Origin of the sequence: Mesorhizobium sp. LjRoot246, assembly GCF_964254115.1 — a bacterium.
GTDB lineage: Bacteria > Pseudomonadota > Alphaproteobacteria > Rhizobiales > Rhizobiaceae > Mesorhizobium.
The window spans coordinates 5,978,572-5,994,685 of record NZ_CAXUSN020000001.1 but is presented as its reverse complement, the minus strand read 5'-3'; the positions used below and the strand labels follow the sequence as shown (position 1 = coordinate 5,994,685).

Genomic DNA, 16,114 nt, shown 5'->3' with positions numbered 1-16,114 from the left:
AAACGATTGGATTGCCGCATCGGTGCAAGGCAGTTGGTTCGCGCCACACACGAGAATTCAGAGAACGCCATGATCGAGAACCCAACGAATTCCAGGCTCACTTTTCCTACCGATGCGGACTACGGCAATCGCGTCGAACGCGCCCGAACTGCGATGAAGGGGGAAGGGATCGACGTTCTCGCCTTGTCGGGCGTCGACAATCATCGTTTCTTTACCGGATTGGATGGCATCCCAGTCGTCAGGCCGATCTGGTTCGTCTTGCCACAAGATGGCGCGCCGGCTTTTGTCTCGCCCCGCATCGAAGCATCGGAGATACAGGCGCAATGTAGCGTGCCGGTGGCTGTCGAATGGGTCGAATGGGAAGAGCCGGCGCAGACTCCCATGTCGTTCTCAGCCGCACTCGCTGACCATATAAGGAAAGTAGCGCCGAAGGGCCGCACGATCGGTGTCGACTTCGATGCTACCTGGGCCCGCAATCTGGATTTGGCCAGGGAGGCACTTGGCACTGAACGCATCAGGGATGTCTCGGCCATGCTTCGCGAGGTCCGTCGGCGCAAGGATGCTGCAACGATCGATGTCGTTCGGCGCTGCGCCGACATCGTTACCCACCAGTTCAAGGCAAGCTGTGAAGCTATTGCCCCCGGCATTCCCGACTGGGAAGTAGCGCTTGCGTCCCGCACGGTCGCAATGCGGCGAGCCGCACAATGGTGGAACGGCGACGAGGAACATGCGCCGCTTATCCAGGGATTCCATGTCATGGCTAGCGGCGTACGCTCAGCCCGCGCCCATCCTTCTGCTGGCGCTCGCATTATGCGAGAGGGGGATATCATGCAGCTGTGTTATTGCGGCCGGCCGTTCTTCGGGCATGGAATCTGTTTCGACCGACCGGTCCTGGTTGGTTCGACGGCGTTGCCTGCGGAAGTCCGCAAGATCGTTGATGTCGCACGCGCGGCCCAGGAAGCAGCTCTGGCAAAAGTGCGCCCTGGCGTGAGAGCGGGCGAGGTACATGCGGCAGCGGTGGAGGTGATCGAGCGTGGAGGTTGGGACAATCCCTTCCGGCACCGCACAGGCCGCGGGGTCGGTCTCTCCGATCCCGAGTGGCCCGAGCTCAAGGCCAACGACCCGACCGTGCTTGAGCCGGGCATGCTCCTCGGCATCGAGCCGGGCGTCTATATCGCCGGCGTCGGTGGTGCCCGCTTTGGCGACACGATCCTAGTTACCGAAACCGGGTACGAGCCGCTCACACCGCTTGACCTCGGCCGAGCGATCTAATGAGAGCCCTGCCGCTCCGCCGCAAATGAACAAAAACCATGAGAGCACCATGAACGAGGATCCAGCGAATTCCAGGCTCACTTTTCCCACCGATGCGGATTACCGCAATCGCATTGATCGGGCCCAAGCTTCGATGAAGCGTAGCGGGATCGACGTTCTCACCATTTCTGGCTTCGACTACCTTCGCTTCTTCACCGGATTGAATGGGCTCCCCGTCGGCAGGCCGATTTGGCTGGTCCTGTTGCAGGATGGCGCGCCGGCCTTTGTCTCTCCTCGCAGCGAGGCCAAGGAGATAAGGGCGAGATGCAACACCCCCGTGGCTATGGAATGGGTCGAATGGGAAGAGCCGGTGCCGGCTCCCATGACGCACCATGCCGCGCTCGCGAAGTATGTAGGAGAAATCGCACCGACGGCCCGCACAATTGGCGTCGACTTCAATTCCACATGGGCTCTAAACATTGAGTTGGTCGAGCAAGCACTTGGCGCCGAGCGCGTCAAGGACGCCACCGTGATGTTGCGCGAGTTGCTTGCTCGCAAGGATGCAGTAGCGATCGACGTCATTCGACGCAGCACCGACATCGTTGCTCACCAGTTCGCGGCCTGCCGTGAACTTGTCGCCCCCGGCGTTCCCGAATGGAAAGTAGCGCTTGCTTCTCTGACAGCCGGGACGGAGCGGGCAGCACAATGGTGGAACGGCAATGAGGAGCAGTCACCGTTTGTGCAGGGCATGCAAATGATGGGAGCCGGCCGCGAGCGCACGGCGCGCTGCCATTCTGCTGGCGGCGGTCGCCAAATGCGAGAGGGCGAAATCCTGCAAGTCTGCTTTTGCGGCCCGTCCTTCTTCGGGCACGCAATTGGTTACGACCGGCCATTTCACATTGGGTCGAAACCATTGCCTGCGGACCTGCGCAAAGTCGTGGATGTCGCGCGCGAGGCCCAGGAAGCGGCGTTGGCAAAAGTGCGCCCCGGCGCGTTGGCGGGAGAGGTCCATGCCGCGGCTGTGGCGGTGATCGAACGCCAGGGCTGGAAGAGTCCCTTCCTGCACCGCACCGGTCGCGGGATCGGCTACTCCGATTGGGACGGGATCGAGCTCAAGGCCAATTCTCCGACCGTGCTTGAGCCGGGCATGGTGCTTACCGTCGAGCCGGCCCCCTATGTCGACGGCATTGGTGGCGCTCGCTTCGGCGACACCGTTCTCGTGACCGAAACCGGATACGAGGTGCTCACCCCGTTCGACCTCGGCAGGGATATCTAATGGCAGACAAGTCGCTTCCCGCCGTTTCCTTTCAGGGTGTCACTCGGCGCTATGGCAGCGTTTCTGCGGTGAGCGACGTTACCCTCGACATCTCATCGGGGGAGTTCTTCGCGCTGCTCGGCTCGAGCGGTTCCGGCAAGACGACGCTCCTTATGCTTCTGGCGGGGTTCGACACGCCGACCGAAGGCCGCGTGCTGATGTCGGGCACGTCCGTCTCGGACGTGCCTCCGCATCGGCGACGGATTGGGGTGGTCTTCCAGAACTATGCGCTTTTCCCGCACATGTCGGCTGCCGACAACGTTGCCTACCCGCTGAGGATGCGCGGCGTCGCGCGTGCCGAGCGTGAGGCGCGAGTGAATGCCGCGCTCGGCCTCGTCAATCTTGCCGACCGCTGGTCTTCATATCCTTCGCAGTTGTCCGGCGGGCAGCAGCAACGCGTGGCGCTTGCCCGCGCTCTCGTCTTCGGCCCCGACCTCCTGCTCATGGACGAACCTCTTGGCGCGCTCGATCGAAGGCTCCGCGACCAGATGCAGCAGGAATTGAAACGCATTCAGGGCGAGCTCGGCATCACCGTCATCTACGTGACACACGACCAGTCGGAAGCCATGGCCATGGCGAACCGGATCGGGATCATGGCCGGGGGGCGGCTTCTCCAGGTCGCCGATCCGGAAACCATCTACGCCGCGCCATCCAATCACTTCGTCGCACGCTTCCTCGGCGAGTGCTCGATTCTGCGCGTTACCGCGACGGATGGCGGCCGTGGATACGAGATCGCCGGCGTACGCCAACCATTGCCGTCTCCCGCGACGGCGCCTTTCGATATCGTGGTGAGGCCGGAGAACGTCTCCGTCCGCTCCGCACCCCAAATCGTATCAGACAGTGCCCCTGGTGTTCCCGCGACGATCCGCGATGTCACCTACCTCGGTGCCGGCTGGCGCGTGGCGCTGGAACTTTCCGACGGGCAGTCCCTGCTCGCCAGCATCACGCGTGGAGATGATGCGGCCGGACACCTGGCTCCCGGCAAACTCGTCATCGCGCGATGGATGCCGGCATCCGTCGCTGTTCTTCCGGCTGAAGGATCACCCTGAAGCGGATTCAAAGGGGAGTAAAAAATCATGACAAAAAACAGACTTTATATGGGTGTGTCCGCTGCCTTGCTGGCGGCGGCCAGTGTAACCTTCTTTGCGAAATCGGCACCTGCCGCGGATCCGGCGGAAGTTGTGGTCGCCTCCTACGGCGGCGCCTTCCAGGACGCGCAGACAAAGGCCTTCTTCGACACATACGCCAAAGCCACGGGCGCCAAAGTTACCGGCACCACCGGCACCGGCTATGCCAAGGTCAAGGCGATGGTGCAGAGCGGCAACATCACCTGGGATGTCGTCTCGGCCGAGAGTCCGGCCTTTGTGAACGAAGTGAAGGATGGCCTCCTTGAGCCGATCGACTATTCGGTCGTCAAGGCTGATGGCATCCCGGCCGAGTTCCGCAAACAGTATGGTGTCGGCTATATCAAGTTCGGCACGAACCTCGCGTGGAGCAAGGAGAAGTTCCCGAACGGAGTGACCGCAGCTCAGTTCTTCGACCCTGCGGTAAAAGCCCGCCGCGTGATGCCGTCGGACCCGACCTACTCCCTCGAATTCGCGCTGATGGGTGACGGTGTAAAGCCCACTGATCTCTACCCCCTGGATGTGGATCGCGCCTTCAAGGTTATCGATCGGGTCAAGGATCAGATCGTTGGCTACAAGGGTGCCTCAGATCAGCAGGCTCTCATCCAGCAGGGCGAGATCGACCTAGCCTACATCGCGAATGGCCGAGTTAACGACGCGATCAAGGCAGGCGCCAACTGGGCTTATGGTTGGGACGCCTCGCTGTCGGATACAGAATTCTGGGCCGTGATGAAGGGCGCTCCGCATGCAGCCGAGGCGATGAAGTTCATCAACTTCGCCGTCCAGCCCGAGCAGCAGGCGGAACTGACCCGTCAAATCCCCTACGGCCCGACCAATGTCGACGCGCTGAAGCTTCTCGACCCTGCGGTTGCCAAGGATCTGCCGAGCAATCCGGACAACGCGAAGCTAGGCGCAGTCCTCGATTCAGAATGGTGGCACGACAACTACGAGTCCGTGAAGGCTCGTTGGTCCACCTACATCATGCAGTAACGGCGGGTAGACGGGGTAAACGAAAATGAGGCGGAACGGGTTGATCAATTGGGAGCGGCTTTGCCTGCTCGCTCCAGCATTCCTCCTGCTCCTCCTCGCTTTCGCTCTCCCGCTCCTGAACATCGTGCCAGAGGCGTTCGGCGGTGATGCCGTCGGACGCTTCCTGCGGATTTTGGGGAGCCCGTACCCACAGATCATCGCGACGACGGTTCGCATCAGTCTGGAAGCGACCGCGATAACGCTCGTCGTCTCGTTTCCCTTGGCGTGGCTCTTGAGCCGGGCGAGCGGGGTGAAGGGCCTGCTTCTTGGACTATTGGTGCTGGTTCCGTTTTTGACCAGCGTGCTGGTACGGACCTTCGCATGGCTGGCGATCCTCGGGCAGCGTGGCCTTGTCAACGGGACGCTTCTCGGTCTCGGGCTGATTTCGGAGCCGCTCCCCCTTCTCTTCAGCGAGCCGGCGGTCGTTCTCGCCCTCGTGCACTCCTCCATTCCGATGATGGTCTTTGCTCTTGTCAGTGTCCTGCGGCGCATCGACGGGCGCATTCTTCTGGCCGCTCATACGCTCGGCGCCAACCCACTGCGCGCCTGGCTGGGCATGGTTGTTCCGCTTGCAATTCGCGGCATCCAATCCGGTGTCATCATCATCTTCCTCTTCACCATGGCGAGTTTTATCGCGCCTGCCTTCCTCGGCAATCAGCGCCAGCAAATGCTTGCACAAGTGATCCAGTCGGAAATCGAGACCGGGGCCGACTGGGCTTTCGCTGCGGCACTCGGCATTACGCTTGCTGTGACGGCCACGATTGTCGTCATGGCACTCTCCTCGGTGGCTCGATACTTCTCGCGTTGGCAGCGTCCGGGCTCGTCGCCGCCGACCTTGCCGCGACAGGGGGCAGTGCAGGCGGACAAGGCGCTTCTTCGCAAGTCGATAGCCTTGCCAACATCGCGTTTCCACATTCCGGGGTTTTGGCACTTCAGCGCGCGTCTCGTCGAACCAGCCTATCTTGGCGCCATATCTGTCTTCATTCTCCTTCCGCTGGTCGTGCTCTTCCCGGTGTCGTTCAGTTCGGCGGACGTGCTCATCTTTCCGCCTCCCGGTTATTCGATGCGATGGTTCGAGAAGATCCTCGGCAGCCCGGAATGGGCCGCGGCCGCACTGACCAGTCTTCGCATCGGCGCCGTCACTTGTGTCCTAAGCCTCGTCCTGGCCATTCTCACGGTGCTCGGTTTCGGTCGTCGTTTCCGGTTTCAGGGTGCTGCCGAAGCCCTGGTACTGGCGCCGTTGAGCGTGCCGGCCGTCGTCTTCGCGCTGGGGGCCTATCTCGCCTTCGCGCGCGTCGGGCTCGTCGATACCGAGGCAGGCATCATCATAGCTCATACGGTTCTGGTCTTTCCTGTGGTCTATCTCGTTGCATCCGCGACATACAGTTCCATTGACCCTTGGCTGTCGCTCGCCGCTGCGAGCCTCGGGGCCAATCCGTGGCGCATATTTCGAACGATCGTCTTCCCACTCCTCCTTCCGGGCCTGGCCGTCGGCGCTTTGTTGGCGATGCTTCTCTCATTCGATGAATCGGTGGCTTCGATCTTCCTCAGCGATCTGTCGGTGAAGACACTGCCGAGAAAATTGTGGGAGGGTATCCGCTTCAATACAAGCCCCGAATCAGCCGCCGTGTCCGCCATGTTGCTTGGCGTGACATGCGTCGTGGTCATCGCCGGCATGGCGGTTGTCCTCGGACGCCGGAAAACCGCTCTGTTGTCGTTGCAAGCGCGTTCCTGAATCGGTCTTCCTGACCGACCTCAGAGCGGACCTCGAACAAGCGGCACAGGCACGAACGAGTGAGGGAATTGAGATCAATCATGTGCAGGAACTGCCTCCATCGGAAGAACTGTGGACGCATCGCTTCTCACCGGCGACAGCCGTGCGTACCCCGGTCGATCATCATTCCAATGTTTTCCCCATCCTGGCCTCGTGGCGGCGGCGGCCAGGACGCCGGTGGGCATCAAACCTCCCAGATGGCCCACCGGCACCCAACTAGAGCGCAAAGCGACGCGTTGCCGCCCAGTTCGAACGCGTTACCCCCTACTTGATCCGCGTTGATGACAAGCGGCGAGCGTTACGGGGAGCCAGCCATCCCGTAGAACGAGACAGGGCGAGCAAACGCCGACGAGGTTGGAAAGGGCGGACAGGAGCTGATGCAGAAAGCCGTTGATACCGCCGAATCAGGAGAACCCAATTGGACCGTGCACCTTCGAGTGCGAGCTTTCGATCGGGACCTGATCCGCGCGAATGGCATTGTTGCCAGCGGCATATGAAGAGCCGCACCTACAGGTCGGATACGTGGCCGCACCAACCAGCAACTGCAGAGCGCTCAAGTAGAACCCTTCCCAATGGAGAGCCGTCCATACACGGCCCAAGCAAGACATTGGAATTCAGCGCGCAGACTTTGTCCGCCTTCTGGCGCGAGGCGGATGTTGGCTAGCGGCAGCTTTTGGCCTTGGGAATGCTTGGTTGAAGGTGCAGGTGCGACTGGGCAAGGACTGTTAGATTTGCCCCCCGGTCGCTGCTTTTGGGCGAGCTTTCTCAAGCCGCCGGCTGCATGGCCGCCCTCAGCAGCATACCGAACAGGTCGCGTGGCTCGTCGGGATCGGCGAGCAAATCGAGTTCCTCATAGAGGCCTGTTGCTTGCAGCTGGTCACGCACATAGCGCAGCGCCGAGAAATCCTCGATCGCAAAGCCGACGGAATCGAACAGCGTGATCTGCTTGGCGTCGCGGCGGCCTTGAACCTTGGCGGCGATCACTTGCCAGAGCTCGGTCACGGGATGATTGGGATCCAGCTGCTGGATCTCGCCCTCGATGCGTGTCTGTGGCGGGAACTCGACGAAAATGTCGGAGCGCAGCAGGATGTCCTTGTGGAGTTCCGTCTTGCCGGGGCAATCACCGCCGACGGCGTTGATGTGGACGCCGGAGCCGACCATATTGTCGGTGAGGATGGTGGCGCACTGCTTGTCGGCGGTGACCGTCGTGATGATCCCGGCGCCTTCAACCGCTTCCTGCCCGGTTTCGCAGATGGTGATGTCGAATCCCATGCCAGCCAGGTTCTTCGCGCATTTCAGCGATGCCGATCGGTCGATGTCGTAGAGCCTGAGCCGGTCGATGCCGGTCAACGCCTTGAAGGCGATCGCCTGGAATTCTGATTGGGCACCATTGCCGATGATGGCCATGGTGCGTGTGCTCGGCGCCAGATATTTGGCCGCGACAGCGGAGGTGGCGGCTGTGCGCAGCGCGGTCAGGATGGTCATTTCGGTGAGCAGCATCGGGTAGCCGCTGCCGACATCGGCGAGCACGCCGAAGGCGGTCACCGTCTGCAGACCCTGGCGCATGTTCTTCGGATGGCCGTTGACATATTTGAAGCCATAGAGGCGCCCATCGCTTGTCGGCATCAGCTCGATGACGCCGTCATGGCTGTGCGAGGCGATGCGGGGCGTCTTGTCGAAAAGCTCCCAGCGTCGGAAGTCTTCCTCGATGTAGCCGGCGAGCTCGGTCAGGAAGCGCTCGACGCCGATGACATTCACCAGCTTCATCATGCGGTCGACGCTGACGAAGGGGACGATGTTCAGCTTTGCCGTGGTCATGATCAAAAGCTCCCGGAATGGCTGCGGGTCGGACGGTCCATGATGCGGCGGCCCATCAGGCTCGCCGTCAGGTCGACCATCAGCGTCGCGGTTCGGCCACGCTCGTCCAGAAAGGGGTTCAGCTCGACCAGGTCCAGGCTGGAGACGAGGCCGCTGTCGGACAGCATCTCCATCACCAGATGCGCCTCGCGGAACGTCGCACCGCCGGGAACCGTGGTGCCGACTGCCGGTGCGATCGACGGGTCGAGGAAGTCAACGTCGAGACTGACATGAAGCAGTCCGTCTTCAGCCGATACACGCGCCAGAAAGGCACGCAGCAGCGGCGCGATGCCATGCTCGTCGATGGCCCGCATGTCATGCACGGTCACGCCCGCCTGGTTGAGCGCGCTACGCTCGGCCGGGTCGACGCTGCGCAGACCCATGGTGCAGATACGCTTGGGATCGACCGCTGCCGGCAGATCCGGAAAATAGCCGCTAAAACCCGGCTGGCCGCTGGCGTAAGCGAGCGGAACACCGTGCAGATTGCCGCTGGCGGTGGTGTCGAGCGTGTGGAAATCTGGATGCGCGTCGAGCCACAGCACGAACAGCGGGCGCCCGGTCTCTGTGGCGCGGCGGGCGAGGCCCGACACGGTCCCGGCCGAGATCGAATGGTCGCCGCCGAGAAAGATCGGCATGGCATTCTCGCTAGCCGCGTAGGCGGCTTCGGCAATGGCGGATGTCCAGGCCGATATTTCAGGCAGGGCCTTCAGCGCCAGATTCCCATGCACAATGCGCCTCGCCGGAATTGCCTGGACGGCGCCCATATCCTCGACAGCGTGACCGAGGCCGGACAGCACCTCAACAAGCCCGGCGGTTCTCAGCGCACTCGGCCCCATTTCGCATCCCATTCTGCCGGCGCCGTCCTGCACCGGCGCCCCGACGATTTTGCAACGCATTGTTTTTCCCGCAGCCTAAGTTCGAATGACCGCAAGAAGATCACGGCGAGCCGGCGATATGAACAGGTAAAATTGGCAATTCGGGAAGCATGGTTTATCGTAATGGGACCCAAACTGATCAAAATGGTACCCCGATGGATTCGCTGGACGAACGGCTCGTGACCTTGCTTCGGCATGACGCTCGGCGCAGCGTATCGGATCTCGCCGTCGATCTCGGCGTCTCGCGCGCCACAGTCAGGGTACGTATGGAGCGGCTGGAACGGTCCGGCGACATCATCGGCTACACGGTGGTGCTGCGCGCCGACGCGGTTGATCAGCGCATCCGCGGTATCATGCTGATCGAGATTGAGGGCCATGCCGCCGATCGGGTGGTCCGGGCGCTGGGTGGCTTCCCGGAAGTCTCGACCATCCATACCACCAACGGGCGCTGGGATCTGGTCGTCGAACTTGGGACGTCCTCGCTCACTGATTTCGACGCGGTGCTACGACGCATCCGACTCATTGCCGGCATAACAGGCAGCGAAACCAGTTTGCTGCTGGCGACACCGCGCACGACCCGAGCACTACTGACCTAACGGTGGCGCTTAGCCGTTGCTGCCGGCCAGAAACTGACGGAAGCGGTCCGATCGGCTGGCCGTGAACAGTTCGTCTGGCGGTCCTTCGTCCTCGACCAGCCCCTTGTGCAGGAATACGACCTTGCTGGAGACATCTCTGGCGAAACCCATCTCGTGAGTTACCACGAGCATCGTCCTGCCTTCTTCGGCAAGCGCGCGCATGACGCGCAAGACTTCACCGACAAGTTCGGGATCGAGCGCCGAGGTCGGCTCGTCGAACAGCATAACTTTGGGCCGCTGGGTAAGCGCCCGTGCGATTGCTGCACGTTGCTGCTGGCCGCCGGACAAGTGGGCCGGATAGTGGTTGCGCTTATCGGCAATCCCCACCTTGACCAGCATCGCCTCCGCCTCTTCCACGCACTCTGCACGAGGACGTTTTTGGACGTGGATAGGCGCTTCGATCAGGTTCTCGAGGATGGTCATGTGAGACCAAAGATTGAATCCTTGAAACACCATGCCGACGCGAGCGCGTATTCCTTGGAGCTGCCGCAGATCTGCCGGTCGCGTCTTCCCGCCCTTTTTCTCGAGCAGGATTGTTTCGCCCCCGACCTCTATGCGCCCTTCATCCGGAATTTCCAGCATGTTGATGCAGCGCAACATCGTCGACTTTCCCGATCCAGATGAACCAAGGATCGAGACCACGTCTCCCTCCCTGGCCACCAGGGAGATGCCCTTCAAAACCTCCAGGTTGCCGAAACGTTTGCGAAGCCCGGTCACGCTGACGGCCGGTTGATGTGGGTCTGTCATCGTGTACCTCTCTGCTGGGCGTCGGCGGGCACCGGTGGCAGCCTCAAATGACCGGTCAGACCGTAGTCAGCCCACTGGAGGAGCCGCGTGACGAGGAAGTTGATCAGGAGGTAGATCGCCCCCGCGACGACAAGAATTTCGATGGCGCGGAAAGACTGGGAGATGAGTTTGGCGGCGAGGCCTGTCACCTCCATCAACGTGATGATCGATGCCAGCGACGTCGCCTTCACCATGAGGATGAACTCGTTGCCGTATGCTGGCAGTGCCTGACGCAGGGCAAGGGGAAAGACGATCCGCCGGTAGAGCACTATGGTGCGCATGCCGCAGGCTCGTGCCGCTTCGATCTGTCCTGAGGGAACCGACAGCAGTGCGCCGCGAATAACCTCGCTCGAATAGGCAGCCGTGTTCAGGGTCAGGGCGATGAGGGCGCACCAGTAGGGTTCGCGCAGCATCGGCCAAAGGAAGCTCGCCCTGATCGCCGGAAACTGACCCAGACCATGGTAGATCAGGAAAATCTGCACAAGCAATGGAGTGGAGCGGAACACGAAGACGTAAAATCGGGCCGGCCACGCCAGCAGGGTCAGTCCGGACAAGCGCGCCAGAGCCAGCACGATGGCCAGTACAGTTCCGAGCGCTACCGAGGAGACTGCCAGTTGAAACGTCAGCGGGACACCGGTCAGGAGCGTCAGCAGCGTTTCGTACAGGAAAGGAAAGTCCATCAGACTGGCCTTGATGCGCGTGTTAGGCGCCATTCGGTGCGCTGTAACAGCCACCCCGAGATCGACGAAATCACCAGATACAAAACAGCAGCGGCAAGGAAGAACGTGAACGGCTGGCCCGTCGAACCGGCCCCGATTTGCGCCGTCCGCAGAATTTCCACGAGGCCAGTGACAGAAACGAGCGCGGACTCCTTGAGCACCAGCTGCCAGACATTGCCGAGACCCGGCAGCGCATGCCGGAGCACCAGCGGGGCTACAATCCTGCGAAACAGTGTCAGTCGCGACATGCCGCTTGCAATCGCCGCCTCGATCTCGCCCGGAGAGACCGCCCGGTACGCCCCGCGCATGACTTCGGTCTGATAGGCGCCCGATACCAGGCCGATGGCGAGCGAACCCGCCAGGAAACCCGGTATGCTTATGAAACCGGAAGCCCCAAAAAGCCCGCCCAGCGGTGTCAGCACTGCGCTTGAACCGAAATAGAAGAGATAGATCACAAGCAAATCGGGTATGCCGCGAAGAATAGTCGTATAGGCGTCGGCAAGGCTCCTGTTGAAATATCCGCCCTTAAGTTTTGCCCAGGCGCCAATCGCACCAATGAGCAGGCCTATCCCGAACCCTGTCAGTGCCACCGCCAAGGTCATTACGGCCCCATGAAACAGCAAGGGCCCCCAGCCATTCTCGCCAAAGCCAAGTACGAAGCCGGCGCCCATCACCCCGTGGCTCCCTGCTGTTCATGCTGCGCAGCATGAATTGGCCTAATCGCACCGTTCGAAAATCGGTTGGGACTGAAAGCCGTGATCGGAAGCGCGCTCTTGCCGTCGGCGATCATATCCGAGACGACCGAACCAACGATCGGGCCAAGCTGAAATCCGTGACCGGAAAATCCGAATACATGCCAGAAGTTTCTGGCAACCGAGCTTGCACCGATGATCGGAAGGAAGTCGGGCGTAACCGCCTCCAGCCCCGCCCAGGTTCGAACGATAGTCGCCTGACGCAGAACCGGGAAAAAATCCCAAACGGTTTGCGCGCTTTCGACCATGCGGTCAGCCACGGTCAGCGTTGCTCCGGCATCGAGGTCCGGCTCGCCAAGAATGCCGCCGCCGATCACCACCGTGCCGACTTCCGTCTGCTTCAGGGATAGCTTGCGGTCGATGCCGATGACGACGGGATCGAGAAAGTGCTGTAGACGCGACGTCACCATGAGAGTCAGGGCGAGATGTGTCCTTGGCAATTGTTCGCCGATCATCTCAGCGATCTGCCACGCCCACGCACCGCCACAATTGACGACGACGTCCGCAACCATTTGGCCTCGAGTTGTATCGATCCGCCATTTCGAACCAGCTTCGGCCACATCGGTGACGCAGGTCTGCTCGTAGAAGCGGGCACCAAGCTGCTCTGCCCTGGTACGGAACGCCTGCGTCGTGCGAAACGGATTTGCGTGGCCGTCGCGACGGGAAACGATGCCGCCAATGCAGATGTCCGATAGTGTCGGGACCAGTTTCCTGAGGTCGCTGGGATCGAGCATTTCCTCGAAATCGTAGCCCAGCGCATTCATGTCGGCGGCCCGCTGCTCGCACCAGGCGAGCTCCGAGGCGCTTGCTGCTACCCCCACCTGTCCGACACGGCTGACGAATTCGCAGGTTTCAGCCAATTGCGGTCCGAGCAGCCTGTCCAGGTTTTCCCAAATATCCATCGCGGCGATCGACAGGGGGATTTCAGCGACATCCCGCATCAATTGCCTGACGCCACCGGCATTCACTCCCGACGCATGGCGGCCCACGACGTTTTTTTCCAGCACGATCGGCTTGAAACCCCGCTGCGCCAGGTGAAGCGCGGTTGAACAACCGTGCAGGCCTCCGCCGATGATGATGACGTCTGTTTCCATGGTCCCTAGACTCTCTGGCTGGGATCGCCAGAACTGGCAGGCAGTTCAGGGTGGCATTCGGCATTCTGCAGATGAGCCAGTTGATCGAGTGGCAGTGGTTTGACCGGAATGCGAAGCCGGAAATAGCCGACATCCTTCATCGAGAGGCCGCGGTGTTCAGCGAGGATACGCGCTATGGTCTGGCCACACATGCGGCCCTGGCATTGCCCCATTCCGCATCGGCTTTGAGATTTGAGCTGATCGAGTTCTACAAAACGCTGGCCGTCGACCAGTTGTCTGATCTCCCCGGCAAAGACCTCCTCGCATCGACAGACGATGTCAGCGTCGGCCGGGGTACTGATCGCTTCAGAAGGAGAATAGAGGTGGTCGAGAAGGCTGCGCAGGCCGACCTGAAGGGCGAGCGCCTGCTTGTCCCCGGTTGCCATCCGGTCTCGTTCCTCCATCGACAGCCGGCCAAGTCGAAAAGCCGTTTCCAGCGCGGCAAGGCGGCCGGAATGCGGCGCGGCCTTTGCGCCTCGGATGCCCGCTCCATCGCCGGCGACGGCGATACCCTCATGGCAGGTGGTTCCCCATCGATCGAGAACCGGTGCCCAAGCCACTTGCGCCTCGTCCCACCGATGTGAGCACCGCAGGCTCGCGGTCAACTGGATGTTGGGTATCACGCCCTCGTGAAGAAGAAGGGCGGACGCGTCGATGCGATGGCGCTGCCCCCGGCTTTGGAACGTGACCGCTTCCAGTCTGTCCCGGCCTTCACCTCGGATGTCACTTGCGTGGAGTACTGGAACGCCGGAGGACTTGATCGCTCGGATCCAATTCAGTCCGTCAAGCAGATCGCCGGCGCCAGCACGCACTTGTGACAGAAGCCGGATTTTCGAAAACCACGACGTGGGTTTCTGCGTCTGAAGGATGGCGCGCAAAGGCGCACCGGCAGCAAGCAGTTGCAGCGCGATGAGATAGACAAGCGGTCCAGAGCCGGCGAGAACCGTGTCTTCATCCGGTACGATGCCGGCGGCTTTCATCAGGGTCTGAACGGCACCTGCCGTCATAACCCCCGGTAGCGTCCATCCCGGCACTGGCACCGGCCGCTCGACGGCTCCGGTAGCAATCAGCACGCGGTCGGCTTTGAGAAGGTAGGCCTGCCCAGATTGTGAGACACCGACCTTGCCGTTGGGCGTGACCTGCCAAACCGAGCTCGAAGGCTCGTAACGAGCTCCACTTTGGCGGAAAGCCTCCACGAGCGCGCTTCCGTGCGCGTAATGCTTTCCCAGAATTTTCAACAGGCGGCCGGAAGCGAGGTTGACGGCCTCGATATTGCGATAGACTTGGCCGCCTGGAGTCGGCTGCTCGTCCAGAAGCACAGTGTCGATGCCAAGCCGCGCGGCAAGTGTAGCGGCCGCAAGGCCTGCTGGACCACCGCCAATGACCGCGAACTGGCATGTTCTTGGGGCTGTCATCTGTCGTCCCATCTGCCTGTCCCCGACTGACTCCGAACGATCATTCCGTCTGCAACAATCGACAGGCACGCCTGACGGTCAGCCCGTCCGTCGATCTCCACCAGGCAATCGAAGCAGTTTCCAATCATGCAGAAGGGCAAGCGCGGGGCTCCCGAAACGGGTGTCGTGCGGAAGTGATCGACGCCAGCAGCAAGCAACGCCGCGGCAACGCTTTCTCCGGCCTGGCATGAAATCGCCTGACCATCGAAGACGATCGTCGCCGTCAACGGCGCTTCATTGAGGCGTCGAAATTTCATGGCGCATTTCTCGAGTTCGGTTGTCGCTGGAGCCGGAGCCCGTGCTGGGAATGAGACAACGCCACGGCAACCGCCGCGGAGCGCTCATCATGCCGTGCGGTGCGAGCGACCAGGCCGCTCGCACCGGGTGATGTCAGTCCTTGACCGAGATATCGGCCCCGAACCATTTTTCAGTCAGTGCCTTGTTGAACCCGTCGGAATCCACCGAATGGATCGCAATGTTGAATTTCTCCTTGAGCGCGGTGTCGCTTTTGCGAAGTGCAACATTCGTCGTACCGCTGCCGAGCACGCCTTCGACGAACGTTGGCCCGACCAACGCTGCACCACTCAACTCGGGCTTGGCCAAAGCCGCGTTGAGAACCGTGACGTTCGCCATGACGAGATCAACCCTGCCTGCCACCAGGTCGAGGTTCATCTCATCGATCGTCTTGTAGGAACGGATGGTCACCGCATCCTTCAGGTAGGCATCGGCAAAGAGCCCTGCCGTCGTCGATCCCTGAACGCCAAGAACCTTTCCTTTGAGGGAAGCAGCCAGATTTTCGACCACCTTTTTGGAGCCGTCGGGATTGATGCGCAGGTTGAAATCCTCCCGCGCCGGAACAACCTTGTCGAGGCCGCTCTCCTTCATGGCCATGAACGCATTCGGTGCCCTGGAATATGGATCGGAGAAAGCAGCGACTTTCTGACGATCGGGCGTCACCCCCATGGACGCAATGATGGCGTCGAACTTCCCTGCGTTCAGCGCCGGCAGCATTCCATCCCAATCCTGCCCAACGATCTCGCATTCAGCCTTCATGCGACGACACAACTCCTTGGCGAGATCGATTTCGTAGCCGGCCAGGCTCCCGTCAGGGAGCGTATAGTTCCAGGGTGCATAAGCACCTTCGGTGGCAATACGGATGTGGGTGACGTCCTCAGCCCAAGCTGAGCTGGCCGACGGCATGACAGCGAGAGAAAGGACGGCCGACAACAGAATATTCTTGATCATGTGAACCCCTTTTTTGTTGCCGAACAGCGACCGACACGTCCGAAACGAATCGGAAAATTGAATAGGATCGGTGCGAGCGACAATCGACCCGCACCTGCGCCAAGTTCGTGAAACTGTTCGATTTAGCCTGCTTTGTGCAGACCTGGTCGGAGTTAATTACAAATC

General features: G+C 61.1%; 15 protein-coding genes. 6 read left to right on the top strand and 9 right to left on the bottom strand.

The genetic code is table 11. From position 1 onward, the window contains the following. Nucleotides 1-69 precede the first annotated feature (69 nt). Genes ACSQ3L_RS29080 through ACSQ3L_RS29060 form a run of 5 tightly spaced genes read left to right on the top strand, consistent with a single transcriptional unit; the run spans nt 70 to nt 6,454 of the window. A complete protein-coding gene (locus ACSQ3L_RS29080; protein WP_436163043.1) occupies nt 70-1,272 on the top strand; it encodes a M24 family metallopeptidase in 1,203 nt (400 codons plus the stop codon). A gap of 49 nt (nt 1,273-1,321) precedes the next feature. Next, on the top strand, nt 1,322-2,527 hold the full coding sequence (locus tag ACSQ3L_RS29075) for a M24 family metallopeptidase (protein WP_436163042.1): 1,206 nt from the start codon (nt 1,322-1,324) through the stop codon (nt 2,525-2,527). After that, entirely contained in the window at nt 2,527-3,615 is a 1,089-nt protein-coding gene (locus ACSQ3L_RS29070) for an ABC transporter ATP-binding protein (protein WP_436163041.1), read from the top strand. The genes ACSQ3L_RS29075 and ACSQ3L_RS29070 overlap by 1 nt, the downstream gene beginning before the upstream one ends. 27 nt (nt 3,616-3,642) lie before the next feature. After that, nucleotides 3,643-4,680, top strand: a complete 1,038-nt coding sequence (locus ACSQ3L_RS29065; RefSeq protein ID WP_436163040.1) for an ABC transporter substrate-binding protein — start codon at nt 3,643-3,645, stop codon at nt 4,678-4,680. Between the two features lie 25 nt (nt 4,681-4,705). Further along, nucleotides 4,706-6,454: an ABC transporter permease subunit gene (locus ACSQ3L_RS29060; RefSeq protein ID WP_436163039.1), complete on the top strand. Its 1,749-nt coding sequence runs from the start codon at nt 4,706-4,708 to the stop codon at nt 6,452-6,454. A gap of 804 nt (nt 6,455-7,258) precedes the next feature. On the opposite strand, the gene ACSQ3L_RS29055 is transcribed toward ACSQ3L_RS29060, so the two are convergent. Together ACSQ3L_RS29055 and rocF are read right to left on the bottom strand one after the other, a co-directional pair. Next, nucleotides 7,259-8,311: an ornithine cyclodeaminase gene (locus ACSQ3L_RS29055; protein WP_436163038.1), complete on the bottom strand. Its 1,053-nt coding sequence runs from the start codon at nt 8,309-8,311 to the stop codon at nt 7,259-7,261. Nucleotides 8,312-8,313: 2 nt separating this feature from the next. Continuing rightward, a complete protein-coding gene (rocF, locus tag ACSQ3L_RS29050; RefSeq protein ID WP_436163037.1) occupies nt 8,314-9,246 on the bottom strand; it encodes an arginase in 933 nt (310 codons plus the stop codon). 134 nt (nt 9,247-9,380) lie between these two features. On the opposite strand from rocF, the gene ACSQ3L_RS29045 reads away from it, so the two are divergent. Continuing rightward, entirely contained in the window at nt 9,381-9,821 is a 441-nt protein-coding gene (locus ACSQ3L_RS29045) for an Lrp/AsnC family transcriptional regulator (RefSeq protein ID WP_436163036.1), read from the top strand. 9 nt (nt 9,822-9,830) lie between these two features. Here ACSQ3L_RS29045 and ACSQ3L_RS29040 read toward each other — a convergent pair whose 3' ends face one another. The 7 genes from ACSQ3L_RS29040 to ACSQ3L_RS29010 form a co-directional block, all read right to left on the bottom strand. After that, nucleotides 9,831-10,607 (bottom strand): ABC transporter ATP-binding protein, encoded by a 777-nt coding sequence (locus ACSQ3L_RS29040; protein ID WP_436163035.1) that lies wholly within the window; start codon nt 10,605-10,607, stop codon nt 9,831-9,833. Continuing rightward, nucleotides 10,604-11,326, bottom strand: coding sequence for an ABC transporter permease (locus tag ACSQ3L_RS29035; RefSeq protein WP_436163034.1), 723 nt, complete (start codon nt 11,324-11,326; stop codon nt 10,604-10,606). Before ACSQ3L_RS29035 ends, ACSQ3L_RS29040 begins: the two co-directional genes overlap by 4 nt. After that, entirely contained in the window at nt 11,326-12,036 is a 711-nt protein-coding gene (locus ACSQ3L_RS29030) for an ABC transporter permease (protein WP_436163033.1), read from the bottom strand. Before ACSQ3L_RS29030 ends, ACSQ3L_RS29035 begins: the two co-directional genes overlap by 1 nt. Beyond that, nucleotides 12,036-13,211 (bottom strand): NAD(P)/FAD-dependent oxidoreductase, encoded by a 1,176-nt coding sequence (locus tag ACSQ3L_RS29025; protein ID WP_436163032.1) that lies wholly within the window; start codon nt 13,209-13,211, stop codon nt 12,036-12,038. Before ACSQ3L_RS29025 ends, ACSQ3L_RS29030 begins: the two co-directional genes overlap by 1 nt. 5 nt (nt 13,212-13,216) lie before the next feature. Beyond that, complete coding sequence (locus tag ACSQ3L_RS29020) at nt 13,217-14,677, bottom strand: NAD(P)/FAD-dependent oxidoreductase (RefSeq protein WP_436163031.1); 1,461 nt, start codon at nt 14,675-14,677, stop codon at nt 13,217-13,219. Further along, entirely contained in the window at nt 14,662-14,961 is a 300-nt protein-coding gene (locus ACSQ3L_RS29015; RefSeq protein WP_436163030.1) for a (2Fe-2S)-binding protein, read from the bottom strand. Before ACSQ3L_RS29015 ends, ACSQ3L_RS29020 begins: the two co-directional genes overlap by 16 nt. 133 nt (nt 14,962-15,094) lie before the next feature. Further along, the gene (locus ACSQ3L_RS29010; RefSeq protein WP_436163029.1) at nt 15,095-15,931 is read right to left on the bottom strand and encodes a transporter substrate-binding domain-containing protein; all 837 of its coding nucleotides are present in this window, start codon (nt 15,929-15,931) and stop codon (nt 15,095-15,097) included. Nucleotides 15,932-16,114: the final 183 nt, after the last annotated feature.